General features: G+C 58.5%; 23 protein-coding genes. 12 read left to right on the top strand and 11 right to left on the bottom strand.

From position 1 onward, the window contains the following. The first annotated feature begins 51 nt into the window (after positions 1-51). Entirely contained in the window at positions 52-2,082 is a 2,031-nt protein-coding gene (locus GV827_RS06070; protein ID WP_164352903.1) for a PhoX family protein, read from the top strand. Positions 2,083-2,289: 207 nt separating this feature from the next. Here GV827_RS06070 and GV827_RS06065 read toward each other — a convergent pair whose 3' ends face one another. Then, entirely contained in the window at positions 2,290-3,186 is an 897-nt protein-coding gene (locus GV827_RS06065) for a zinc ABC transporter substrate-binding protein (protein ID WP_235930261.1), read from the bottom strand. A gap of 110 nt (positions 3,187-3,296) precedes the next feature. Between GV827_RS06065 and GV827_RS06060 the strand changes: the two genes are divergently transcribed. From GV827_RS06060 to pcaG, 6 genes are all read left to right on the top strand, one after another. Further along, positions 3,297-3,776 (top strand): helix-turn-helix domain-containing protein, encoded by a 480-nt coding sequence (locus GV827_RS06060; protein ID WP_164352901.1) that lies wholly within the window; start codon positions 3,297-3,299, stop codon positions 3,774-3,776. After that, entirely contained in the window at positions 3,773-4,504 is a 732-nt protein-coding gene (locus tag GV827_RS06055) for an ATP-binding cassette domain-containing protein (protein ID WP_164352900.1), read from the top strand. Before GV827_RS06060 ends, GV827_RS06055 begins: the two co-directional genes overlap by 4 nt. Beyond that, on the top strand, positions 4,504-5,298 hold the full coding sequence (locus GV827_RS06050) for a metal ABC transporter permease (RefSeq protein ID WP_164352899.1): 795 nt from the start codon (positions 4,504-4,506) through the stop codon (positions 5,296-5,298). The genes GV827_RS06055 and GV827_RS06050 overlap by 1 nt, the downstream gene beginning before the upstream one ends. 65 nt (positions 5,299-5,363) lie before the next feature. Continuing rightward, positions 5,364-6,533, top strand: a complete 1,170-nt coding sequence (gene pobA / locus GV827_RS06045) for a 4-hydroxybenzoate 3-monooxygenase (RefSeq protein WP_164352898.1) — start codon at positions 5,364-5,366, stop codon at positions 6,531-6,533. Next, entirely contained in the window at positions 6,533-7,267 is a 735-nt protein-coding gene (gene pcaH, locus GV827_RS06040) for a protocatechuate 3,4-dioxygenase subunit beta (RefSeq protein WP_164352897.1), read from the top strand. Before pobA ends, pcaH begins: the two co-directional genes overlap by 1 nt. Further along, positions 7,267-7,857 (top strand): protocatechuate 3,4-dioxygenase subunit alpha, encoded by a 591-nt coding sequence (pcaG, locus tag GV827_RS06035; protein WP_164352896.1) that lies wholly within the window; start codon positions 7,267-7,269, stop codon positions 7,855-7,857. The genes pcaH and pcaG overlap by 1 nt, the downstream gene beginning before the upstream one ends. Before the next feature lie 18 nt (positions 7,858-7,875). On the opposite strand, the gene kynU is transcribed toward pcaG, so the two are convergent. The 10 genes from kynU to GV827_RS05985 all read right to left on the bottom strand — a co-directional run bounded on the left by kynU (position 7,876) and on the right by GV827_RS05985 (position 19,118). Next, a complete protein-coding gene (kynU, locus tag GV827_RS06030) occupies positions 7,876-9,033 on the bottom strand; it encodes a kynureninase (RefSeq protein ID WP_164353210.1) in 1,158 nt (385 codons plus the stop codon). 33 nt (positions 9,034-9,066) lie between these two features. Beyond that, positions 9,067-9,894 carry a tryptophan 2,3-dioxygenase gene (locus GV827_RS06025; RefSeq protein ID WP_164352895.1) on the bottom strand — a complete coding sequence of 276 codons (828 nt, stop codon included), beginning with the start codon at positions 9,892-9,894 and terminating at the stop codon, positions 9,067-9,069. Next, the gene (locus GV827_RS06020; RefSeq protein ID WP_164352894.1) at positions 9,891-11,510 is read right to left on the bottom strand and encodes an AMP-binding protein; all 1,620 of its coding nucleotides are present in this window, start codon (positions 11,508-11,510) and stop codon (positions 9,891-9,893) included. Before GV827_RS06020 ends, GV827_RS06025 begins: the two co-directional genes overlap by 4 nt. A gap of 1 nt (position 11,511) precedes the next feature. Beyond that, positions 11,512-12,660, bottom strand: coding sequence for an acyl-CoA dehydrogenase family protein (locus tag GV827_RS06015; RefSeq protein WP_164353209.1), 1,149 nt, complete (start codon positions 12,658-12,660; stop codon positions 11,512-11,514). A 57-nt stretch (positions 12,661-12,717) separates the two neighbouring features. Next, a complete protein-coding gene (locus GV827_RS06010; protein WP_164352893.1) occupies positions 12,718-13,518 on the bottom strand; it encodes an enoyl-CoA hydratase family protein in 801 nt (266 codons plus the stop codon). After that, positions 13,508-13,981, bottom strand: coding sequence for a MarR family winged helix-turn-helix transcriptional regulator (locus GV827_RS06005; RefSeq protein ID WP_164352892.1), 474 nt, complete (start codon positions 13,979-13,981; stop codon positions 13,508-13,510). Before GV827_RS06005 ends, GV827_RS06010 begins: the two co-directional genes overlap by 11 nt. After that, positions 13,978-14,697, bottom strand: coding sequence for an SDR family NAD(P)-dependent oxidoreductase (locus tag GV827_RS06000; RefSeq protein WP_164352891.1), 720 nt, complete (start codon positions 14,695-14,697; stop codon positions 13,978-13,980). Before GV827_RS06000 ends, GV827_RS06005 begins: the two co-directional genes overlap by 4 nt. Continuing rightward, a complete protein-coding gene (locus tag GV827_RS05995; protein WP_164352890.1) occupies positions 14,694-16,991 on the bottom strand; it encodes a bifunctional salicylyl-CoA 5-hydroxylase/oxidoreductase in 2,298 nt (765 codons plus the stop codon). Before GV827_RS05995 ends, GV827_RS06000 begins: the two co-directional genes overlap by 4 nt. Before the next feature lie 241 nt (positions 16,992-17,232). Further along, the gene (locus GV827_RS05990) at positions 17,233-18,291 is read right to left on the bottom strand and encodes an ABC transporter ATP-binding protein (RefSeq protein ID WP_164352889.1); all 1,059 of its coding nucleotides are present in this window, start codon (positions 18,289-18,291) and stop codon (positions 17,233-17,235) included. Next, positions 18,288-19,118, bottom strand: a complete 831-nt coding sequence (locus tag GV827_RS05985) for an IclR family transcriptional regulator (RefSeq protein ID WP_164352888.1) — start codon at positions 19,116-19,118, stop codon at positions 18,288-18,290. The genes GV827_RS05990 and GV827_RS05985 overlap by 4 nt, the downstream gene beginning before the upstream one ends. Before the next feature lie 202 nt (positions 19,119-19,320). On the opposite strand from GV827_RS05985, the gene GV827_RS05980 reads away from it, so the two are divergent. The 5 genes from GV827_RS05980 (at position 19,321) to GV827_RS05960 (ending at position 25,375) form a co-directional block, all read left to right on the top strand. Next, positions 19,321-20,538 (top strand): ABC transporter substrate-binding protein, encoded by a 1,218-nt coding sequence (locus tag GV827_RS05980; protein WP_235930273.1) that lies wholly within the window; start codon positions 19,321-19,323, stop codon positions 20,536-20,538. Between the two features lie 122 nt (positions 20,539-20,660). After that, the gene (locus tag GV827_RS05975; protein WP_164352886.1) at positions 20,661-21,575 is read left to right on the top strand and encodes a carbohydrate ABC transporter permease; all 915 of its coding nucleotides are present in this window, start codon (positions 20,661-20,663) and stop codon (positions 21,573-21,575) included. Next, on the top strand, positions 21,575-22,423 hold the full coding sequence (locus tag GV827_RS05970; RefSeq protein ID WP_164352885.1) for a carbohydrate ABC transporter permease: 849 nt from the start codon (positions 21,575-21,577) through the stop codon (positions 22,421-22,423). The genes GV827_RS05975 and GV827_RS05970 overlap by 1 nt, the downstream gene beginning before the upstream one ends. Further along, positions 22,420-24,504, top strand: a complete 2,085-nt coding sequence (locus GV827_RS05965; protein ID WP_164352884.1) for an alpha-galactosidase — start codon at positions 22,420-22,422, stop codon at positions 24,502-24,504. The genes GV827_RS05970 and GV827_RS05965 overlap by 4 nt, the downstream gene beginning before the upstream one ends. Positions 24,505-24,604: 100 nt before the next feature. Next, positions 24,605-25,375 carry an SDR family NAD(P)-dependent oxidoreductase gene (locus GV827_RS05960; protein WP_164352883.1) on the top strand — a complete coding sequence of 257 codons (771 nt, stop codon included), beginning with the start codon at positions 24,605-24,607 and terminating at the stop codon, positions 25,373-25,375. Position 25,376 lies beyond the last annotated feature (1 nt).

Below are 25,376 nucleotides of genomic sequence, written 5' to 3'. Positions count from 1 at the left end.
ACAAACTCAGTGCAAACCCGCGGACATGCCATATCAGCGGAGGGAAACGCCATGAAGCGCAGTGAAATCATCAATGACCCGGACATCGGCAACAAGGCAGAAGCCTTTGAGGCCTTTGACGACATACCCACAAACCCCAATCTCAGTCGCACCATCGGCGATGTGATCAACGCCCGCTATGGCCGCCGCGATATTCTGCGTGGTGCATTGGGCGTGTCCGCAACCACAGCTCTTTTTGGTACTTCCGCATTGATTGCGCCGAACAGGGCTGACGCTGCGGCACATGGTGCAAGCCGGTACAAATTCGAAGAATTGACTGCCGGTAACGACGAGACGCACCACATCGCTGACGGCTATGATGCCCAAATCCTGCTCCGTTGGGGCGATCCAATCACTGCGGATGCGCCAGAATTCGATGTGATGAACCAGACCGCAGAAGCACAACTCAAACAGTTCGGCTACAACAACGACTATGTCGGCTTTACCGCGCTGAATGACGAAGGCACGCGCGGCCTGCTCTGCGTCAACCACGAGTACACGAACGAAGAGGTGATGTTCCCCGGTCTGGGGCGTCAGGACCGCGACGGATTTGCCGGAATGACCGAGGAACTGGTCAACATAGAAATGGCCGCGCACGGCGGCACGGTGGTGGAAGTCGCCAAAGGCGAGGATGGCACATGGGCGCTGGTCCGCGACAGCCAGTACAACCGCCGTATCACGCCCTTGGATACCGAAATGACGATCAGCGGTCCGGCAGCCGGCCACGACCGGATGATGACGAATGCTGACCCGGAAGGCATGACGGTGATCGGGACAGTCAACAACTGCGCCGGCGGGATGACACCCTGGGGCACCTACCTGATGGCCGAAGAGAACTTTCACGGCTATTTCTGGACCGACATCATGGATGTCGAAGACAAACCCGACATATCCGGGCATAGTGACGCAGCTTCGAAAAAGCGCTACGGTGTGCCGGGCAAGTGGTACGCCTGGGGCAAGTTCCACGACCGCTGGAACATTGATAAGGAACCCAATGAGCCGAACCGCTGGGGCTGGATCGTTGAGGTCGATCCGCGCAATCCTGATGCCAAGCCGATCAAGCATACCGCACTTGGCCGCTTCCGCCATGAAGGCGCGGAAACCACGGTGGCCTCGGACGGTAGGCTGGTGGTCTATTCCGGCGACGACAACCGCTTTGATTACATGTACAAATACGTCTCCAATGGCACGGTGACCGGGAACGAAGCCCACGGGTCCGAACTGTTGTCGGACGGCACGCTTTATGTTGCGCGCTTTGACGAGGACGGGACGATCACGTGGATGCCATTGATCCACGGCGAAGGGCCGCTGACCGCTGAGAACGGTTTTAACGATCAGGCAGATGTGATGATCGACACCCGGATGGCAGCCGACCTTCTGGGCGCCACACCGATGGACCGGCCCGAGGACGCGCAGCCGCGCGGTGACGGGACCGCTTACGTGATGTTGACCAATAACTCGCGTCGCAAGCCTGATCAGGTGAACGCGGCCAACCCCCGCCCGGAAAGCTCCTTTGGCCATATTATCGAAATCAAGGAGGCGGATGGCAATCACTCTGCCACGACCGGAACATGGTCGATCCTTGTGAAATGCGGCGATCCGTCGATCACAGAGGTCGGCGCACAGTGGAACCCTGACACATCCGAGGACGGCTGGTTCGGCTCGCCCGACAATTGCGCAATAGACGCTGACGGCAGGCTTTGGATCTCAACGGATCAGGGGTCGAACTGGGGCAAGACTGGTAAATCTGATGGGCTCTATGCGCTAGAGACCGAAGGTGAAGGACGCGGGACATCCAAGCTGTTCTTCCGCTGCCCGATAGGCGGCGAGCTTTGCGGGCCCTATTTCACCGAAGATTCCGAAACGCTGTTCCTTGCGGTGCAACATCCCGGAACCGACGGCACAAAGAGTTTCAAAGGGTTTGAGCGTAATTCAACCTTCGAAGACCCGGCGACCCGCTGGCCTGACTTTGATCCCAACATGCCGCCACGTCCCTCGGTGCTAGTTGTGACCAAGCGAGGCGGCGGCAAAATCGCCGTCTAGCCATACTCAAAAGACCTTTTTAGCACCCTCGGCCCCGCTGATCCCCCGCGGGGCCTTTTTCTATCCACCAATCCAACTCTGTCAGATCAGCTTGAACAAGTTCAGCCGCGCTTCACGGCTGAGACGTGACTTAAGTAGTTTCGCTGGCCTGACACATGGGGTCGGTTGGACTAACGGCGACCGGCCAAAAGCCTCCAGATATGAAACTCAAGGGCGAAGGCAGTTGGCCATCCCTGTTGCAAGCGCACGCAGCAATTCGGGATATAGGTCCGGTCCCAGCGGCTGATCTACACCGATCGGATCGAGTATCGCGATTTTCGTACTCTGGTTTTCGATCACCGTCGCCAGAATGCCGGTGTCCATTTGAGGTTCCGCAAAGGCACAGACCACGCCAACCTTGTCCACCTGCTTGCGCAAGGATGCCACGCGCCCGGCACCGGGCTTGGCCGCGTCACCTGTGCTGACGGCCGCTTTGGCCTCGATCTCGAAACGTGCCTCAAAGTAATGAAAAGCATCATGAAAAACGATGAATGGCCGGTCTTTCGCTGGGGCCAATTGCACATCGATTTCAGCTGTCAGCGCGGCAAGCTGTGCGCGACCTGCCTCAGCATTCTGACGGTAACGTGCGGCGTTATCCGGGTCCAGCTCTGCCAGAGCATGGGCAATTGCTGTCAGCATTTGCGCACCGTTCATCGGATCAAGCCAAATATGAGGGTCTGCCGCTTCATGTTCTTCAACATGACCGTGATCGTGGCCGTGTCCATGATCGTGAGAATGATCCACGCTGAACGCCTCGCCCCCACGGAAGGGCAGGAATGTCATCCCATCCGCATCCATCAAGGTCAGGTGGGTCGCGTTGGGGGCGAGCGCCTCAAGCGGCTCTTCCATCCAAGGTGTCAGCGCCGGACCAACCCAGACCACCAGATCAGCACCGCTCAACGCGCGCGCCTCAGAGGGGCGCATGGCATAGCCATGGGGTGACGCGGCGGGCGGAATGATCAGGTCGGGCGTCCCGACCCCGTCCATTACTTGAGATACCAGAGAATGGACCGGCGCGATATCGGTGGCCACGCGGGGCGCGTCCGCCAGCGCAGGCGATGACATGAGTAGAATCAGGGTAAACAAACGATGCATGACAAATCTCCAAGAATGACTCTTCGCTTGCTAGCTATAATGTTATAACATATCAATACCTGCGAAAAGGAGCGGCGGAAATGAGCACAATCGGCTTTGCGCCCCATGATCACAAATCCTGCGTGGCTGGCACGTTGCACAAGGCTGAGGCACATTGTGCATCTCAAGGATTACGACTGACGCCCGTGCGGCGCCGTTCGCTTGAGATACTGCTGGCAGAGCACCGCGCGCTTGGGGCCTATGATCTGCTTGGTATTCTGGCGAAAGAGGGGCTTGGCGCGCAACCTCCCGTCGCGTATCGCGCGCTGGACTTTTTGGTCGGCGCAGGCTTTGCCCACAAGATCGAGGCGCTGAATGCCTATATCGCCTGCGCACATCTGGGGACCTGCCACATGCCCGCCTTTCTGATCTGTCGCAGCTGCAAATCCGTCGCCGAAGCCGATACCGCGCCGGCCCAAGGGCGCTTGGGCGATGCGGCCCGCGAGGCCGGATTCGTCATTGAACGCACTGTGGTTGAGGCCGAAGGCATCTGCCCCCAATGTCAGGACGCCGCCGCATGAGCCTGATTGAGACGCGTGGATTGTGCCTTGGCTACGGGAACGATGTTGTCTTGCGCGACGTGACCTTCAGTATTGATCGCGGAGAGATCGTCACAATCGTAGGGCCAAACGGGTCAGGCAAATCCAGCCTTTTGCGGGCAGTCATTGGTGCGCTGCAACCTGTGTCCGGCAGCGTGACGCGTGCCAAAGGTCTGCGGATCGGATATGTCCCTCAACAATTGCACATTGATGCGACCCTGCCCCTGACCGTCCGCCGTTTCCTGAACCTGCCACATAGGCAAAAGGCTTCGGATATCGCGGTGGCCCTGACCCGCGCCGGTGTGCCGGAACTGGCGGACGCCCAAATGGCGCAGCTGTCCGGTGGACAGTTTCAGCGTGTTCTTCTGGCCCGCGCCTTGCTGGGTAGGCCCGACATTCTGATCCTGGACGAAGCGACGCAAGGTTTGGATCAACCGGGGTCCGCTTCGTTTTACCGGCAAATCGAGGAGGTCCGGCGGGAACTGGGAGTGGCGGTGTTGATGGTCAGCCACGATTTGCACGTGGTTATGGCCGCTTCGGACAGAGTTTTGTGCCTCAATGGTCATATCTGCTGCGAAGGATCACCGGAGGTCGTGGCCGACGCGCCCGAGTATCGCGCGCTGTTCGGCACAGGAACCCAAGGCACGCTTGCGCTTTATCGGCATGATCATGACCACGCACATGATCACGATCACGGACACACACACTGATGTTGGACGACTTTCTGGTTCGTGCTGCCCTTGCAGGTCTTGGCGTGGCGCTGGCCGCCGCACCTCTGGGGTGTTTCGTCGTCTGGCGGCGCATGGCTTATTTCGGAGATGCGACCAGCCATGCCGCCCTTCTGGGCGTGGCGCTGGCGCTCGCGACGGACCTGCCCATCCTCGCGGGCGTACTGCTGGTTGCACTGACCATGGCGTTGATTGTCAGCGCATTGTCAGAAAGGCACGTCAGCACAGACGCCCTGCTGGGGGTTCTGGCCCACGCCGGACTCGCGTTTGGACTGGTGGCAATATCTTTGGTACCGGGACAGCGGGTGGACCTGTCTGCCTACTTATTCGGGGATATCCTTGCAGTCTCGCCGCTTGATATCCTCGTGATCTGGGGCGGGGCCGCGCTCGTCGCGCTTTTGCTGATCCTGCGCTGGCAAGCGATGCTGACTGCCACGTTAAACCCCGACCTTGCCACGGCCTCAGGCGGCAACCCAAGGCGAGAGCAACTGATCCTCACAATCGCTCTGGCGATTACGGTCGCCGTGGCGATCAAGGTTGTTGGCGCGCTGCTGATTGCAGCCATGCTGATCATTCCCGCCGCTGCCGCACGCCCCTTTGCGCGAAGCCCTGAAAGCATGGCGGTGTGCGCTGTCGCAATGGGTGCATTGTCCGTCTTTGCGGGTCTTTATGCGTCCTTTGCCTATGACACACCAACAGGTCCCAGCATCGTATCCGCAGCCGCATTGCTGTTTGCGATATCAACCGGGCTATCGCCAATGGTACGCGGCAAATAGAACAGGTTACCACTGGCCTTGTCCTGAGATTTGGCTAGGGTTGCGGAAAAAAGCGGGGGGAATTCATGCGCACACAGGTTGTAATCATCGGGGGCGGGCCATCAGGGCTTCTTTTGGGGCAGCTTTTGGATGGCATCGGTGTCGAGGCGATCGTACTGGAACGCAAAACCCGCGATTATGTGCTAAGCCGGATTCGTGCGGGCGTTCTGGAACGCGGCACCGTCGGTTTGCTCGCGCAGGCGGGCGTCGACGCGAGACTGAAAGAACAGGGCATTCCCCACGACGGCACGTTGATTGCCAATGGAAACGACAGCTTTCGCGTTGATTTCACCGAACATACCGGCACCACGGTCATGGTCTACGGCCAGACAGAAGTGACCCGCGATCTTTATGATGCAAGAGAGGCTGCTGGTGCGCAGACGCTGTTCAACGTCGAAAATGTTGTCATTTCAGATGCAGATACCGACACCCCCAGCGTCAGCTTTGAACAAGACGGAACGAACCACACGATAACCTGCGATTACATTGTCGGGTGTGACGGCTTCCACGGGGTCAGCCGCAAATCCATTCCCGAAGACAAGCGCCGCGAGTTTGAAAAAATCTATCCCTTTGGCTGGCTTGGTATCCTGTCGGAAACCCCGCCCGTCGATGACGAACTGATCTACGCGAACTCCGAACGCGGCTTTGCGCTTTGTTCCATGCGGAATGCGAATTTGAGCCGCTATTACGTCCAGTGTTCGATGGCCGATCACGTCGATAACTGGTCGGACGAAGATTTCTGGACAGAACTGAAACGCCGCCTTCCCGAGGATGTCGCCGATAAGCTTGTTACCGGCCCGTCGATTGAAAAGTCTATCGCGCCCTTGCGGTCTTTCGTGACCGAACCAATGCGCTGGGGGCAACTGTTTTTGTGCGGCGACGCCGCGCACATCGTCCCCCCCACCGGGGCCAAGGGGCTGAATACGGCCGCGTCAGACGTGCATTACCTGTTTGAAGGGATGAAGGCGTGGTATGCTAATCAGGATGCTGATGGCCTTGATCGCTATTCCGAACGCGCGCTGGACCGTGTCTGGAAGGCTGAGCGGTTCTCATGGTGGTTCTCGTCGCTGATGCACCGGTTTCCGGACCAGACCGATTTCGATCTCCGCATGCAGCGGTCAGAGCTTGAATTCCTGCGCACCAACAAGGCCGCGCAAAAAGCATTCGCTGAAAACTACGTTGGATTGCCTTACTGATGACTGAAATACCCAAAGGCGGCTATGCCGCGCGGCTGCCGCAAAACCACCCGGTGGCGCTATACCCACCCTACCGTACCTCTGTGAAACGCAGCCCGCAGGCGGCCCCCCTCTCGTTTCCCACGACGATCAGCGAAGAAACAGGTCCGGTCTTTGGTCATGATCTGCTGGGACCAAAAGATGCGGACCTTTTGCACAACTTCGGCCCGCAGGACCAGTCGGCCATCGGGCCACGTATCGTGGTGCATGGCCGGGTTCAGGACCAGTTTGGCCGCCCGGTGGTGGGTGCGCTGCTTGAGGTGTGGCAAGCGAACGCAGGTGGCCGGTACCGGCACAAGAAGGAAGGCTACCTTGCCCCGCTTGACCCCAATTTTGGCGGGTGCGGGCGTGTGATTACTGGGCCGGATGGTAGCTATGAGTTCCGCACCGTGCTGCCTGGCCCCTACCCCTGGCCCAATGGCCCCAATGACTGGCGGCCATCACACATTCATTTCAGTATCTTCGGAGCGGGTTTTGCGCAAAGGCTGATCACGCAGATGTATTTCGAGGGCGACCCGTTGATCTGGCGTTGCCCGATCGTGGGATCCATCCAAGACAAGGCGGCGGTAGAGCGGCTCATTGCGCCCTTGGACATGGAGCGTACCCTGCCGATGGACGCCCGTGCCTACCGGTTTGACATCACGCTGCGTGGCCGTCGTCAGACCATGTTTGAAAACCGGATGGAGGGCCTTTGATGACAGATCATCCAGAAACAGCAAGCCAAACGGCTGGACCATATGTTCATATCGGCTGCACTCCGAATTTCGCGGGTATTCATGGCGTTTACCCAGAAGACCTGGGCGCGCGCATGATAACTGGCGATGCGACCGGAGAGCGGATCACGCTGATCGGGCAGATCTTTGACGGGACCGGCACGCCGCTTCGTGATGCGATGATCGAAGCATGGCAGGCTGATGCGAATGGGCTTTATGCCGGACAGGAGGGCGCGGACCCGCATTTCTCTGGTTTTGGCCGTTGTCCCTGCGACGCCGAAGACGGGTCTTTCCGGTTCGAAACAATCAAGCCCGGTACCGTGGCCTGGCCATCCGGCGGGACGCAGGCACCGCATGTCAACCTGTGGATTGTCGCCCGTGGGATCAATCTGGGTCTTCACACCCGTGCGTATTTCGCCGACGCACCGCAGAACGACAGTGACCCGGTGCTGGGCCGGATAGAACACAGCGTCCGCGCAAAAACATTGCTTGCACAGGCAGAAGGATCGGGCGTTTACCGCTTTGACATCCACCTGCAAGGCCCTGATGAAACGATCTTTTTCGACGTTTGATAGAATCAGAAAGCCGCGTTATGTGACGCGGCTTTTTACTTTGTAGGCCTCATTGTCCCAAAGGTTATTTCCCATCACGTCTTTCATGACCGCAACAGCGGCGGTGACGTTCGCGCCATCCAAATACAGCGGCGTGAACCCGAAGCGCATGATGTCAGGCGCACGAAAATCACCAATCACACCGCGATCGATCAGTGCCTGCATCGCGGCGTAGCCATGCTCAAACCGGAAAGACACCTGTGAGCCACGGATAGAAGCATCGCGTGGGCTGGCGAGCGTCAGTTCGGGCACGTCACGCTCTACTTCCTTGATGAACTGCTCTTGCAAGGCGACGGAAGCCTGACGCACGTCCGTCATATCCACACCGTCCCAGACCTTCATCGCCTCTTCCAGCGCGGCCATTTGCAACACCGGTGGCGTGCCGACCCGCATCCGCTCGATTCCCTTGGCAGGTTTGTAATTCAGATCGAAATCGAAGGGGCTGGCGTGGCCAAGCCAGCCGCTGAGCGCCGGTTCGGCTTCATCCGCAAGGTCGGGCCGGATGTAGATAAAGGCTGGCGCGCCCGGACCCCCGTTGAGGTATTTGTAGGTACAGCCCACCGCGAATTCGCAATTCGATCCAGCCAGATCAACCGGGATCGCGCCGGCAGAATGCGCAAGGTCCCAGACCATCACCGCCCCGGCCGCATGGGCAAGTTCAGTCACGGTCTTCATGTCGTGCTTGCGCCCGGTGCGGTAATCCACCTCGGTCAGCATCACAACCGCAACATCCTCGCCAATCGCCTCTGCGACATCTTCCGGATCAACGGTTCGCAACTCATAACCCTGCTCCAGCAGACCAACCAGCCCTTCGGCAATATAAAGATCGCTGGGGAAATTTCCGTTATCGCTCAGGATCACCTTTCGGTCGGGCCGCATCTTCAACCCCGCAGCCAGCGCCTGATAGACTTTCACGGACAGGGTATCTCCCATCACCACAGTGCCTTCGGCAGCACCGATGAGACGCCCCACGGCATTTCCCACCTCGGACGGCATGGACATCCAACCGGCCTTGTTCCAGCCCCGGATCAGCATCTGCGCCCATTCTTCGGTCATCACTCCTGCAACACGTTCGGGCACCGATTTTGGCATCGGACCCAGCGAGTTACCATCGAGGTACACCACGCCTTCCGGCATGATGAAGTGCTCTTTTTTCAATACGTTCGCCACCTACAGTGCTCCTCTGACGTGCCATAGCTCGGGAAAAAGCTCTACTTCCAACATCTTGCGCAGATAGGCCACCCCGGACGTGCCGCCAGTGCCGCGTTTGAACCCGATGATCCGCTCAACGGTCGTGACATGGTTGAAACGCCAGCGGCGGAAATAATCCTCAAGATCGACCAGCTTTTCCGCCAATTCGTAGAGTTCCCAATGCGTTGCCGGGTCTTCATAAACCTTTTGCCAGACATCCTGCACCGCCTGATCTGCCAGCCAGTCGCCCTGACTTGGCGGCCCCGCCAATGAGGGCACCTGCAACCGGTCGCAGGCTATACCGATCGCCACCTGGTACAGGCTTGGTTGCTGCAATTCATTGTTCAGCGCCTCAAAGGCCACCGGTTTGTGCTCATGCAGCTTCATCAGGGCACCGATACGGTTGCCAAGCAGGTATTCGACCAGTCGGTACTGGTGCGATTGGAACCCGGACGAATTTCCAAGCGACGGTCGGAACGCGGTGTATTCGCTGGGCGTCATGGTGCGCAATACATCCCATGCCGAATTCAACTGCTCGAAAATGCGCGCCACGCGGGTCAACATCTTGAACGCAGGCTGCAGATTGCCCTCCAACATCACCGCCCGCGCCGCCTGCAGCTCGTGGATCGCCAGACGCATCCAAAGCTCCGACGTCTGATGCTGCACGATGAAAAGCATCTCATCATGCGCGGCGCTCAGCGGATGTTGCGAGGACAGGATCGCATCCAGCCCAAGATAATCGCCATAGGACATGTCCTTGGCGAAATCCATCTTCGCCCCTTCGGAGGCTGTATCAAATTCGCTCATGCTTTTCCCCGCAAGGCAAAGCGCTGGATCTTGCCCGTTGCTGTCTTGGGCAAGGCATCGATGAACTTGATGTCCCTAGGGTACTTGTAGGGGGCTATCGTGTTTTTCACGTGATCCTGCAATTCCTTGACCAAGGCGTCATCGCCTGTGACGCCATCCACAAGGACGACATGGGCCTGCACGATGGCGCCCCGTGCCTCATCTGGCGCACCAACGACGCCGCATTCACTGACTGCTGGATGGCTGAGCAGTGCCGCCTCAACCTCGGGACCGGCGATGTTGTAGCCCGCCGAAATAATCATATCATCGTTGCGCGCGGCAAAGTGCAGATAGCCGTCGGCGTCCATGGTGAAGCTGTCCCCTGTGATGTTCCAGCCGTCCTGCACATAGACCTTTTGACGGTCATCGGCGAGATATCTGCAGCCCGTGGGCCCCCGCACGGCAAGCCGCCCGACCACACCCCGCGGCACCTCGTCTCCGTTTTCGTCAATGATCTTGGCCTCGTAGCCCGTCACCGGTTTGCCCGTGCAGGCGGCCTTGTGATCGTCAAACCGATTGGAGATAAAAATATGCAGCATCTCGGTCGCCCCGATGCCATCCAGCATCGGCTTGCCGGTCTTGTCCTTCCAATCGTGGTAAACAGGTGCCGGCAACGTCTCGCCCGCGCTCACAGCGGCGCGAAGAGAAGATAGGTCTGCCCCCTCGTCCATCGCCTGCAACATCGCACGGTATGCGGTCGGCGCGGTGAAACAGACCGTCGCTTTGAATTTCTCGATGATCTCGATCATGTTGGGCGGGCTGGCGGTTTCCAGCAGGGTCGCTGCCGCGCCGAAACGCAAGGGGAAGACCGCAAGCCCCCCCAAGCCAAAGGTGAACGCCAGGGGCGGTGACCCGACAAAGACGTCATCCGGGGTGACGCCAAGCACTTCCCTGGCATAACCGTCCGCGATGATCAGCAGATCGCGGTGGAAATGCATCGTCGCCTTTGGATCACCGGTGGTTCCCGACGTAAAGCCCAACAATGCCACGTCATCCTGACTGGTCTCGACTGCGTCGAACTGCACCGGCTTTTCCAGCGCCAGCCGATCCAGTTCTGCGTCGTGGTTGCTTGTCCCGTCAAAGCCGACAACCGTCTTGAGAAACTTCGACGTCTTGGCACAGGTCGTCATCTCGTCCATCAGCCGCGTATCACACAGCGCGTGCGTGATTTCAGCCTTGTCCACGATCGCGCCAAGCTCTCCCGCGCGAAGCATCGGCATGGTGTTGACCACGACCGCGCCCGCCTTGGTCGCTGCCAGCCAGCAAGCAACCATCGCCGGATTGTTTGCCGAACGGATCAACACCCGATTACCCGGTTTCACGCCCAGATTTTCAACAAGCGACCCCGCAAGCCGATTGGTCCAGTCGCTCAGCTCCTTGTAGGTCCGGCGCCGGCCGTTTCCGATCAGCGCGGTGTGATCTCCGAACCCTTTTTCGACCATCTTATCCGTGAGTTCAACGCCGACGTTCAAGCGGTCGGGATAGTCAAATCCGTCCAGCAACAGATCGGGCCAAAGGCTCTCATCCGGCAGATTCTCGCGCGCGAATTGATCCGTATGCGCCGATGGTCCCAGCATCTTATCTTCCCCCAAGTGTCTGGCGCGCAATGACGACACGCTGCACGTCTGATGCGCCTTCGTAGATGCGAAGCGCACGGATTTCGCGGTAGAGGCTTTCAACCATCTGCCCATGCCGCACACCGTCGCCTCCGTGCAACTGGACTGCCTTGTCAATCACCTGCTGCGCGTGATCCGTGGCAAAAAGCTTTGCCATGGCCGCCTCGCGCGTGACCCTCGCCGCACCGCTGTCCTTGGTCCATGCCGCGCGGTAAACCAGCAGCGCACTGGCATCCACGTCAACGGCCATGTCGGCGATATGCCCCTGAACCATCTGCAATTCGCTCAAGGGCGCGCCCTGCACCTTGCGGCTGGTGACCCGATCAATCGCCTCGTCCAAAGCCCGCCGGGCAAATCCAAGTGCCGCTGCCGCCACGGTGGACCGGAACACATCCAGAACCGACATGGCGATCCCAAAGCCTCTGCCGCGCTCTCCGATCAGCGCGGAGCCGGGAATTTTCACACTGTCAAAATGCAACGTGGCCAAAGGGTGCGGCGCCATCACCTCAAGCCGCTCTTCCACCTTGAGCCCCGGCGTGTCGGCCGGAACGACGAAAGCCGACAACCCCTTGGCGCCCGGCGCTTCTCCGGTGCGGGCAAAGACGGTGTAGACATCCGCAATGCCGCCGTTCGAAATCCAGGTCTTGCGGCCGTTCAGCACGAAACCGTTGCCATCCGTCTCGGCCGTCATGGTAGATGCCGCCACGTCCGACCCCGATTGCGGCTCGGTCAGCGCAAAGGCCGAGATCGCGGCTCCGCTGCGGGTCTTCGGCAGCCACTCCGCCTGCTGTTCCGGTGTGCCGAAAAGCGAGATCGCGCCGGTCCCGAGCCCCTGCATGGCAAAGGCGAAATCCGCCAGCCCGTCATGACGCGCGAGGGTCTCCCGGATCAGGCAAAGGCTGCGCACATCGAGGCTTTCACCCGCAGCGGCCCCCGAATGGCGCAACCAGCCCCCCTCGCCCAGCATCCGCACAATCTCGCGACAGGCGGCATCGGTGTCTGAATGATCGACCGCCGACAGATGTACCGCCGCCCAGGCATCCAGCGCCTCCGCCAGTTCACGATGCCGATCTTCGAAAAACGGCCACGCCAGGAACGACCGATCAGACATTGCGCCGTCCCCCTGCTTCATCTTTCCAATACAATTCGAATACCCCCCTCGCCACGCTCAATCCCCCTCGAAAACTGGGCGCTCCTTGGCGACGAACGCCTTGTAGGCACGCTCGAAATCGCCGGTCTGCATGCAAATCGCCTGCGCCTGCGCCTCTGCCTCGATGGCCTGCTCAATGGACATTGACCATTCCTGCGCCAGCATTGTCTTGGTCATCATATGCGCGAAATTCGGACCGGCCTGAATTTGCTTGGCCAAGGCGAGCGCATCAGCGTCCAGATCACCTGATGAAACCAACCGGTTGAAGAAGCCCCACCGCTCGCCCTCATCCGCTGACATGGAGCGGCCCGTATAAAGCAACTCAGCCGCACGGGTCTGGCCGATGATGCGCGGCAGGATCGCACAGGCACCCATGTCGCAACCCGCAAGGCCAACCCGGGTAAACAGGAACGCGGTCTTGGCCTCAGGCGTGCCGATGCGCAGATCCGACGCCATGGCAATGATGGCCCCGGCACCGACGCAAATGCCATCCACGGCTGCTATGACAGGTTTGCCACAGTTCACGATTGCCTTGACCAGGTCGCCCGTCATACGGGTGAACTGCAGCAATTCCTTCATGTTCATGCGCGTCAATGGCCCAATGATATCATGCACATCGCCGCCAGAACTAAAGTTGCCACCGTTGGAACCAAAGATCACAACGTCAACGTCATCCGCATAGACCAGATCACGAAACCAATCGCGTAACTCAGCATAGCTATCAAAAGTCAGCGGGTTCTTACGGTCGGGTCTGTCAAGGCGAACGGTGGCGATGCCACTCTCAATCTCGCATAGAAAATGTTTCACATCACTGCGCATGGGCGGGTTCCTTTGTCATTTCTACATGTGCTTCGGCAGCGGCGGCAAAGGCCTGCAGCCGTTCAGCCATGGCACGGGCGTCTTCCGGGCTGACCCCGCTAAGCATGCCGTTGATCCAGTCTTCATGCGCCTGTGCCTGCGTTTCGAATTCTTTCTGGCCAGCCTTGGTCAGGCGCAATACCGTGGCCCGTCGATCACCGGGCACGGCGACACGCTCGACCAGACCTTCCTCACTCAGGCGGTCAGCGATACCGGTGACGTTGCCATTAGAGACGCGGAGCACCCCGCTGAGCTTGCTCATCTTCAAGCCCTCAGGGTGGCGTGACAGCGCTGACATGACGTCAAAGCGCGGCAGTGTCGTGTTGTGCTCGCGGCGCAGCTTGTCGCGCAACTCATGCTCGATACCGCGCACCACTTTCAGCAGCCGCAGCCAAAGCCGTACGCGGTCCTTGGCAGCAGTCATATTTCGCCGCCCGAGACCACGAGATCATGGCCATTGATCATTGATGCCTCTGGCGAGGCAAGGAAACGCACGGCAGCCACGACCTCGTCAGTAGTGATCATCCGGCGCATCGGGTTGTTTGACACCAGCATCTTCTCAGCGGTCACACGGTCCACTTCCATGCGTTTCATCACGTTGCGCACTGCACCGTCAGCCATCGCCGTGTCCACAAACCCCGGGCAGACCGCATTGCAGGTAATCCCGGATTTTGCCACTTCGATGGCAAGCGACCGGACCAACCCCAATACACCATGCTTGGCCCCAGCATAGGCCGCCAGGTTCGCACCGCCCTTCAGGCTTGCAATCGACGCCATCGCGATAAGCCGCCCCCCCGGTTGCATATCCGCCAGCGCCGCGCGGAATGTCAGGAAGACGCCCGTCAGGTTCACCGCCAACGTGTCGTTCCACACCTGCAACGGCATATCCTTTACGGGCATCGCATGCCCTGCGCCCGCATTGGCAACAACCACGTCATAGGGTTTGTCAAACAGTGCTTTTACCGATGCCTCATCCGTCACATCGACCTGCAAACAGCGCATGTCCCCACCAGCGTTTGTCTCCTCCAGCGCGTCCATCCGACGCCCTGCAATGGTGACGTGATCTCCATTTGCCGCGAAATCCTGCGCGACCGACCGACCAATGCCTGACCCGCCACCTGTGACCAAAACATGTCTCATACGTTCACTTGCTCCATATCTGCGGCACGGTCCGCGAGCCGCCATGCCTGATCTCGGCCTGCCTCATAGGGCTTGGGCCATTTCGCGTGACGATCCCCGATCTCGGTCCCTGCGTGCAAGGTCCAATATGGATCGCTCAGATGCGGACGGGCGAGGCAGACCAGATCGGCACGGCCTGCCATGAGAATGGAATTCACGTGGTCAGGCTCAAAGATATTGCCGACCGCCATTGTCTTGATCCCGCCCTCGTTCCGGATGCGATCCGAGAAAGGTGTCTGGAACATACGGCCATAGACCGGCTGAGCCTGCGTCGAGGTCTGCCCTGCAGAGACATCGATGATGTCGGCGCCTGCGGCCTCAAAAAGCTTTGCAATTTCGACGGCTTCGCCCGGTGTCACGCCATCATCGCCTGCCCAGTCAGAGGCAGAGATGCGCACAGACATCGGCTTGCCTTCCGGCCAGACCGCCCGCATCGCGTTGAAGACCTCAAGCGGGTAGCGCATCCGGTTTTCAAGGCTCCCGCCGTATTCATCGCTGCGGGTGTTCGACAGTGGTGAAATGAACGACGAAATGAAATACCCGTGTGCGGCATGTAATTCGATCATGTCGAACCCGGCGCGGTCGGCCATCTTGGCCGCTTCGACGAATTCGTCGCGAATGCGGTCCATGTCTTGGCGAGTCGCTTCCTTGGGCACGGCGTTTTCGTCGGACCACGGGATGGCTGAGGCTGAAACCAAGGGCCAGTTGCCCTCTTTCAATGGCCTGTCCATGCCTTCCCATCCGATCCGGGTAGAGCCTTTGCGCCCTGCGTGACCGATCTGGCAGCAGATCTTGGCTTCCGTCTCGCTGTGGACAAAGTCGGTGAGCCGCTTCCAAGCCGCCTCGTGTTCGGGTGTATAGAGGCCCGGACATCCCGGCGTGATCCGCCCTTCGGGCGAGACGCAGGTCATTTCGGTATACACAAGCCCTGCCCCACCCTTGGCGCGCTCTCCGTAGTGGATCAGGTGCCAGTCCGTCGGGCAGCCATCGACGGCTTTGTATTGCGCCATGGGTGAGACCACGATGCGGTTTTCCAGTTTCATGTCTCGCAGTTGGAAGGGCGCGAACATGGGCGCGCGGACAGGGCCATTTGCGCCCGCCCCGGACTGCTCCATGAACCACTTCTCAGCGCCTTTCAGCCAGTTCGGGTCGCGCTGACGGAGGTTTTCATGGCTGATACGTTGGGACCGGGTCAACATGGAGTAGTTCAATTGGACCGGATCAAGATCGAGATAGCGCTCCACGTCCTCGAACCACTCAAGAGAGTTGCGCGCCGCTGATTGCAGCCGCAGTACCTCAAGCCTTCGTGCATCTTCGTATTTCTCAAAGGCTCGTTCGATATTCTTCTCAGCGCAGACATGATCCGCAAGCGAGATCGCGGATTCCATCGCCAGCTTGCTGCCCGACCCGATAGAGAAATGCGCAGTCGCCGCCGCATCCCCCATCAGGACTACGTTTTTGTAGTGCCACTTTTCGCAAAGCACTCGGGGGAACTTGATCCAGGCGGAACCGCGAATGTGCCGCGCATTGGTCATCAACTTGTGACCATCCAGATGATCTTTGAATACCTCTTCGCAAACGGCGATCGACTCTTCCTGGGACATGTCGCCAAAACCGAAGTTGTCGAAGGTTTCTTGCGAACACTCAACAATGAAAGTCGCGGTGTCCTTGTCAAACTGGTAGGCGTGCACCCACATCCAGCCATTATCCGTCTTCTCGAAGATAAAGGTAAAGGCATCGTCAAATTTCTGGTGTGTGCCAAGCCAGACAAACTGGCATTTGCGCACGTCAATGTCAGGTTTGAAGGTATCTCCGAACTCCATTCGCGTTTTGGAATTCAGCCCATCACAGGCGACCACCAGATCGTAGTCATCCATGTAGGCGGAAGCAGATTCAACTTCGGTTTCGAACTGGAGGTTCACACCCAGCTCGCGCGCACGCGCCTGCAGGATGATCAGCAATTGCTTGCGCCCGATCCCGCAAAAACCATGGCCGGAGCTGACCGTTTTGGTGCCTTTGTAAATCAGCGCCATGTCGTCCCAATAGGCGAAATGCTTGCGGATTTCAGCGGCGGAGACAGGGTCATTTGCCTCAAGGTTGTCCAGCGTTTCGTCAGACAGCACAACGCCCCAACCGAAGGTATCTTCAGGCTTGTTGCGTTCCAGAACAGTGATGTCTGCATCGGGATCACGCAGTTTCATTGAGATGGCAAAGTAAAGGCCCGCTGGCCCTCCGCCCAAACAGATCGCACGCATGTCGCATTCCCCAGATTAGATGTGTTGAGGTCAGGCTACGCCCAATGGAACGGTCTTTCAAGCCAGAATATTTTATACATAAAATAATTGCTTGATGAGAGCTCACTGACAGAATTGACAGCTACCTAATCTGTGCAGTTGGAACTTTCACGGTGACTGAAACGGCGTCCCGGCTTGCGCGCAAGCGCGCGTGACACCTGATCGGACAGGCGTACGGCACATCGCGTATTCGCAGATCAGTTTACCGTATCCGCGCTTCGGTCTGAGCATCGAAGACCATCGCGCGGCGCGGCTCGAACGAGATATCGACGGTATCACCTTCGCGGGCGCGGTCGTCCCCGCGTTCTTCGGCGATGATGCGCTCATCGCTGTGGGTGGCAAGATGCAAATAGCTGACGCCGCCCAGCGCTTCGGAGAGGTCGGCAGTCAGGCCACCCGTCTGTTGCTGGACGTCAATGTGTTCTGGTCTGATGCCAAGGATCACCTCCGCGCCTTCAGAAGGCAGGTTTGCCGTCACTTCGACCGAACGGCCCAGCGCCGGAACAGAGACCGCGCCATTCAGCACTTTGCCTTTCAGAAAATTCATTGCGGGAGACCCGATGAAACCCGCGACAAACTTGTTGTCAGGATCGCGGTAAAGATCGAGCGGTGCGCCCACCTGCTCTATGCGGCCGGACCTCAGCACGACAATCTTATCCGCCAATGTCATCGCCTCGACCTGATCGTGGGTGACGTAGATCATCGTCGCCCCGATTTCCTTGTGCAATCGCGCAATCTCGACCCGCATCTCGACCCGCAGTTCGGCATCAAGGTTGGACAACGGCTCATCAAATAGAAACACCTCAGGCCCGCGCACGATGGCACGTCCAATGGCGACACGCTGGCGCTGACCGCCAGAGAGGTTCGCGGGCTTTCGCTTGAGATACGGGTCAAGTTTGAGAATATCAGAGGCCGCTTTGACCTTTTGGTTGATCTCGGCCTTGGGCACGCCGTTCATCTTCAGGCCGAACCCCATATTCTGCTCAACCGTCATATGCGGATAAAGAGCGTAGGTCTGGAACACCATCGCCACGCCTCTTTCTGAGGGGTCGGCTTTTGTAACATCGCGCGCCCCGATATTGATGGCGCCTTCGGTGGTATCCTCCAGCCCGGCGATCATTCGCAGCAGTGTGGACTTACCGCAACCCGAGGGGCCGACGAACACGCAGAATTCGCCGTCATCGACCTCTAGGTCGATGCCATGGATAACCTGCACATCGCCGTAGCGTTTGATCGCATTTTGCAGCGTGACACCTGTCATTGCTTCATGCCCCCGTATTTTGGCTGAACCTTGTCCGTATCGTTTGTCGCCTGCGACAGATGCACGGGCGACCGCCAGGCCTCCGCATCTGCCGCAATCGCTTGCGCCGTAATCCGCAGGTCAGGCACCAGCCCGTCAAGCTTTGTGAAGTCCGTATCGCGGGTAGAGCCGGTGATCGACAACCCACCCAATACCTGACCTTTTGATGATCGGATCGGCACGGCAGTGCAAATAATTCCCGGCTCGTGCTCTTCACGGTCATAGGCGTGACCGCGGGTGACGATGTTCGCCAGCTCTGCCTTGAGCGAAGCAGGATCTGCCAGCGTCTGATCCGTAAAGCGGTGATAGCTTTGCTGTGCCAGAACGCGGCTTTGCTCTTCCTCGGGCAGGAACGCCAGCATCGCCTTGCCGACGCCGGTGCAATAGGCCGGTCCGATCTTGCCTGCATCCGAAAACATCTCAATCGGTTGCGTCGCATTTCGTTTATCGACGTAAAGAACCTGTCCGTGATCAAGCTGCGCCAGATGCACCGTCAGCCCGATCTTATGGCTGAGTGCGTCGAGGTGAGGCCGCGCGATGGGCGCAAGGCTGCTTTGGTTCCAAGCCGCATGGGCAAGGCGCACAAGGCGCACGCCAACGGAATAGGTCTGGTGTTCGGGATCGTATGCCAACAGCCGCTGGTTGGTCAGGGTCTGCAGGAACCGATATAACGTCGCCTTGGGAAAAGGGCTTGCTTCCAGCAATGCGCCAAACCGCACCGGACGGCCAAAGGCGGCCACCTGATCCAAGACATCCATTGCTTTGCCAACCGTTCCGTCACCGGACATGGGCTCCCTCCCTGATGTGGCCCGAGACCTCTTGGCCTCACGCATCCCTCCCCGGATCGCCACTTGACAAGATTGGCAGGGTGCGCTGTAGTTTTCAATATATAAAACCTAGTTCCAAATAATGGAACCTTAAAATGATCTCGGGAGGATCCACATGACTTCACTGAAATCCACGGTGCTTGGTTTGTTCGCTGGCACGACGATGCTGGCAGGGGCCGCTTTGGCCGATGGGCACGCAAAGCTGAGCGGCGATCTGGTTATTTTCTCTGATATGTCCAACCCTGCCCCGCGTGCAGTGATGGAAGGCATGGTGGCGCGCTTTGGCGAAATGCACCCTGACCTGAATGTGGAGCTGACGGTGATCGACCGCGAGGCCTACAAAACCCAGATCCGCAACTTTCTGACAGCAGACGCGCCAGACGTGGCAAACTGGTATGCTGCCAACAGAATGCGGCCCTACGTGGACGCAGGCCTGTTTGAAGACGTCTCCGACATCTGGGAAGGCACGCTGAGCGACGAGCTTGCCTCGACCAAGGGGGCGATGACACTGGACGGCAAGCAATGGGGTGTACCCTACACGTACTACCAGTGGGGTGTGTACTACAGGAAAGACATCTACGAAGAGCTGGGGCTGACCGAACCGACGAATTTTGACGAAATGAAGTCGAACTGTCAGGCGCTTATCGATTCAGGGCGCAAGTGCTTTACCCTTGGATCCAAGTTCCTGTGGACGACAGCGGGCTGGTTTGACTATCTCAACATGCGTACCAACGGGTATGATTTTCACGCCGCGCTGACCGGTGGCGAAATTCCATGGACAGATGACCGTGTGAAGGCGACTTTCGCCAATTGGAAAGAACTGTTGGACATGGGCGCGTTCATTGATGATCACACCGCATACAGCTGGCAGGAATCCCTGCCATTCGTCGTGAACGGCGATGCTGCGGCAATCCTGATGGGTAACTTTGCGGTGGCACCGCTGCGCGAGGCCGGTCTGGATGATACCAAGCTGGACTTTTACCAGTTCCCGGCAATCAATGCCGACGTGGCGTTGGCCGAGGATGCGCCGACAGACACCTTCCATATCCCGGCGAATGCCAGCAACAAGGATGCAGCGCGTGCTTTCCTGAAATTTGTTGTCTCGGCTGAGAACCAGACCATGATCAACGCAGGCGATGCACTGGGTCAGCTGCCGGTAAACAGCAAATCATCTGTGGACGATGACAAGTTCCTGAAGGAAGGTTTCGAGATGCTGTCGTCCAATTCTCCGGGCGGTGTCGCACAGTTCTTTGACCGTGACGCCCCAGCCGAAATGGCAAAGGTGGCCATGGAAGGCTTTCAGGAATTCATGGTCAAGCCAGACAACCTTGATCGTATCCTGAGCAAGCTGGAGCGTGCGCGCGCGCGCATCTACCGCTGAAAACAACAGGCGCGCGGGGCTTCCCGCGCGTCTGCCCCCGTGGTGGAGAAAAGCCGCACATCTTGTGACAGCGCCACTTTGTAAGGTGCAGGCCCCTGCACCCTGTCCCGCAAGGAAAGCCTATGTCAGACGTTATAGCCGACCGCAGCTTTTGGCACCGCAATCAGCAAACGCTGGCACCTTGGCTGTTCCTGACACCGGCGATCCTGTTCTTTGTTTTCTACGTCATCTACCCGGTCTTTCAGTCCTTCAACCTGTCGCTCTATGAATGGGACGGCTTGGGGACAAAGGAATATGTCGGGCTGCGCAACTACGAAGACCTTTATTGGGAATGGGTCGACCGCGACGCGTTCTATACGTCACTCAAGAACAACGTCATCTGGTTGTTTCTGTATCTCGCGGCTATACCTGCAGGCCTGTTCATCGCGCTTTTCCTGAACCAGACCGTGACGGGCATCCGTCTTTACAAATCCTTGTTCTTTTTTCCCTTCGTGATCTCTCAAGTTGTCGTCGGCCTTGTCTTCACGTGGTTCTATGACCCTGCCTTTGGCTTTCTGAATATCTTCTTGGGCTGGTTTGGCGCAGGACCGATCAACATGCTGGGCGACGAACGATACGTCACCTACGGTGTGATCCTTGCGGGGCTCTGGCCCCAGACGGCCTATTGCATGATCCTTTATCTGACCGGTCTTAACGCGGTGGATCCCGAGCAGATCGAGGCCGGGCGACTTGACGGGGCCAAGGGGTGGCGAATGCTCTGGCATGTGGTCCTGCCCCAGCTCAAACCTGCGACCTTCATCGCTTTCGTCGTCACTATCATCGGCGCGCTGCGGTCTTTTGATCTTATTTCTGTCATGACAAGCGGCGGACCGTTCGGCTCGTCCCGCGTGCTCGCTTATTACATGTTTGAGGTCGCGCTTAGCGAATATGGCTTTCGCATGGGATATGGTGCTGCAATTGCTGTCGTGCTGTTCGCGATCATGATGGTCTTCATCGCCTATTTTCTGTTCTCGATGTACCGAGAGGAGAAGCGCTGATGTTCCCCACACCGCTCGAAAAACGCCCCGCTGCCGCCAAGACGATCTACCAAGCGGTCCTGCCCCTCGCCCTGATCGCGTGGCTGTTGCCGCTCTTGGCTGTTGCTGTCTTTTCAATAAAGCCGGGCGCAGACTTCACCAACGCGAACTACTGGGGCGTTCCGTCTTCGTTCAACTTTGTTGAGAACTACGGGCAGGTCTTTTTCAACTCTGACATGCCGCGTTATCTGCTGAACTCTTTCATGATCACGATCCCCACCGTGATCGGTGCGGTGGCACTATCCGCGATGACCGGGTTTGCACTGGGGATCTACCGGTTCAAGGCAAACATCTGGATCTTCTTCATGTTTGTCGCGGGCAATTTCGTTCCGTTTCAGATCCTGATGGTGCCGGTGCGCGACCTGACCTTGGATATGGGGCTGTATAATACCAAGCTTGGATTGGTGCTGTTTCATGTCGCTTTCCAGACCGGGTTTTGCACGCTGTTCATGCGCAACTTCATCCGCGCGCTGCCGTATGAACTGATTGAGGCCGCACGGGTCGAGGGCATCTCTGAAATCCGGATATTCTGGTATGTTGTCTTGCCTCTCATGAAACCCGCCCTTGCGGCGCTGTCGGTGCTGATCTTCACTTTCATCTGGAACGACTATTTCTGGGCCGTGGTGTTGACGCAGGGTCCGGAAAGCCAGCCGGTGACAGCCGGGATCACGGCCTTCAATTCACAGTTCCGTGCGATGTATCACCTGATGAGCGCGGGCAGCCTCGTGGCAGCCCTGCCGCCCGTCGCGATGTTCTTTCTGATGCAGAAGCACTTTATCGCGGGGCTGACATTGGGTGCGGTCAAGTGATCAAGACATGGAGGCTGGACGACGACCGCCAGACCCTGGCGCTGGCATCGGTCGATGACCGCTGCCCTGGGGTGATCTATTGGGGCGCCCCCCTGCCCGCTGATGAAAACCTTGAGATCTTGGCAGCCAGCACGCAATTAGACATCACAGGCGGCATGCTGGACGAAAACCCTGCACTATCGATCTGCCCCGAGGCGGCGCGCAGTTTTCAAGGGCAACCCGGCCTTATCGTCCGTGACACGGATGGCACGCCATTGATGCCGCAGTTCTCTCTTGCCGACGTGCAGGAAAACGCGGATGAATTGCGCCTTGTTTGCACAGACTTTGTCAGCCGGATTACATATACCGCGCACTTTGCCATTGACCCAGAAACCCATGTTATCACAGCCAAAGCAACGCTGACGTCAGACCGTCCGCTTCATTTGCATTGGCTCTCTGCGCCCGTCCTGCCCGGCCCACAGAGCGCTGATGACATGATTGACGTTTCGGGCCGCTGGTGCGGTGAGTTTCAGCTTAATCGCACGCCATGGTCGCCCGGCATCCGCTACCGCGAGAATAGGACGGGCCGCACCGGACATGAACATTTTCCAGGTCTGATTGTGCCGTGCCGCGGGGCGACGAATGTCAACGGGGAGGCCTATGCATTTCACTACGGCTGGTCCGGTGGGCATCGAATGATCGCAGAGGAATTGCCAGACGGCCGTCGACAGATCCAGTTCGGCCACGCCGCAGGAATGGACACCGCCCCCGCGACAGAGTTCGAGACTGCACCGCTTTTTGCCGTCTATTCGTCGGACGGGCTGAACGGCTGTGCTGTTTCCTTTCAGCGCCACCTCCGCGACCGGATCGTAACCTGGGCCAAGCCCAAAGCCCCACGTCCGGTCCATTACAACTGCTGGGAAGCAGTCTATTTCGATCACAACCTCGACATGCTGAAAGACATCGCTTCCCGTGCCGCAGATCTGGGTGCCGAACGCTTCGTGCTGGATGACGGTTGGTTCGGGCAGCGTGATGACGACACGTCATCCCTATCGGATTGGGAAGTCGATCCGCGCAAATATCCCGACGGCCTTGGACCGCTGATTGATCATGTCCAATCGTGCGGCATGCGCTTTGGCATCTGGTTTGAGCCGGAAATGATCAATCCTGACAGCAACATTCACCGCAAGCACCCCGATTGGGCATTGGGCGCGGATGACCAGATACTTGGCCGTCAGCAAAAAGCCCTCAACATGGCGCTGCCGGATGTCCGGGATTTCATCTTTGACCGAATGGCTACCATCCTCGGTGCCCATGACATCGACTACATTAAGTGGGACCATAACCGCGTGCTGCCGATGCCGGACGCGGCGCAAACACGCGGATCTTACGCCTTGATAGATCGCTTGCGCACTTCCTTTCCACAAGTTGAGATTGAAAGCTGCGCGTCGGGCGGCGGGCGAATTGACTTTGGCATCCTTAGCCGCACGCAGCGTGTCTGGCTTTCAGACAGCAACGATGCGCTGGAGCGGCTCAAGATACAGCACAACGCTGCATTGTTCCTGCCTGCGGCCGTGACAGGCAGCCACGTCGGCCCCCGGCGCAGCCACACCTCGGGGCGCATTCTGGACATCGAGTTCAGGGCGTGGGTGGCTGCACAAAGGCATATGGGATTTGAAATGGATCCGCGCGAACTGGACGCGAGGGAACAAGAGGTCCTGCGTGAGGTCACCGCATGGTGGAAAGCGAACAGAGACTGGATGTTCAATGCCGATATCCTGCGGCTGGATACAGCAGACCCTGCAGTGATCGCCGAGCAGCAGTTGGCTGTGGACGGCAGACGTTTCGTGGTTTTCGCAGGCAAAGCCGCCACATCTGCCCAGATCGCGCCCCGGCCGCTGCGCTTGACCCGGCTTGACCCCTCGGCGCGTTACTCGATCAGCCTGCGGAACCGCACGTCGGCCCCAGCGCTGTCGCGTGGTGACCATATTCTGAAACGCGGGCCAGTGACGCTCAGCGGTGCAGCGCTTATGCACAGCGGTTTCACCCTGCCATGGAGTTTTCCGGAAACCATGTGGGTTGTGGAAGGAGAAAAGCTTTGACGATCAGCGGATATACAGCCGCCCCATTGAAGTGCGGGCAACTTCCTTGCAAGGAGGGTCTCAAGACCTTTGACAGGCACTGGCAGCAAAGGAGAGCAGAGTGATACAGACCGCGACGTTTCATGATCTTGATGGCAAGTCCGTTTTCATCACCGGCGGTGGCTCAGGGATCGGAGCCTCTCTCACAGACGGGTTTCTGGGCCAAGGTGCTAAGGTGGCCTTTATCGGGCGTTCGGACGCATCTGCCTTCGTGGCCGAAATGGCCGAAAAGCACGGCAGAGCCCCGCTATTCCTGCAGGGTGACGTGACGGACACGGATCGGTTGAAGGCAACAATTTCAGAGGCTGCAAAGGCGCATGGCGCGGTGGATGTGCTGGTCAGCAATGCGGCCAATGACGAAAGGCATCGTACTGCGGATCTGACGCCAGAGCATTGGGACCAGCTGCAGGCAATCAATCTCAAAGCGTACTTCTTTGCCGCACAGGCGGTATTGCCCGGGATGCAGGCCAAACACGCCGGTGCCATTATCAACTTCAGCTCCATCAGCTATATGATGGGGAATTCCGGCTATCCCGCCTACACCGCCGCCAACGGGGCGATCACCGCCCTCAGCCGCTCTCTTGCCAGAGAATTCGGCCCGGACGGGGTACGGGTCAACGCGCTGGCCCCGGGGTGGGTAATGACCCAAAAGCAATTGGACCTTTGGGCAACGCCAGAAGATCTTGCCGCGCATCTGGAACGACAATGCCTGAAAACCCACCTGTCCCCACAGGACATCGTGGATGCCGTCCTGTTTTTGGCCTCCGATGCCAGCCGGATGATGACGGGGCAATGCATGGTCGTCGATGGCGGCGTTGTGACGACGGGGTAGG

The organism is Sulfitobacter sediminilitoris (genome assembly GCF_010667575.1).
GTDB classification, from domain to species: Bacteria; Pseudomonadota; Alphaproteobacteria; order Rhodobacterales; family Rhodobacteraceae; genus Sulfitobacter; species Sulfitobacter sediminilitoris.
The sequence above is the reverse complement of the archived record's forward strand: the minus strand, read 5'-3'. Positions and strand labels throughout refer to the sequence as shown.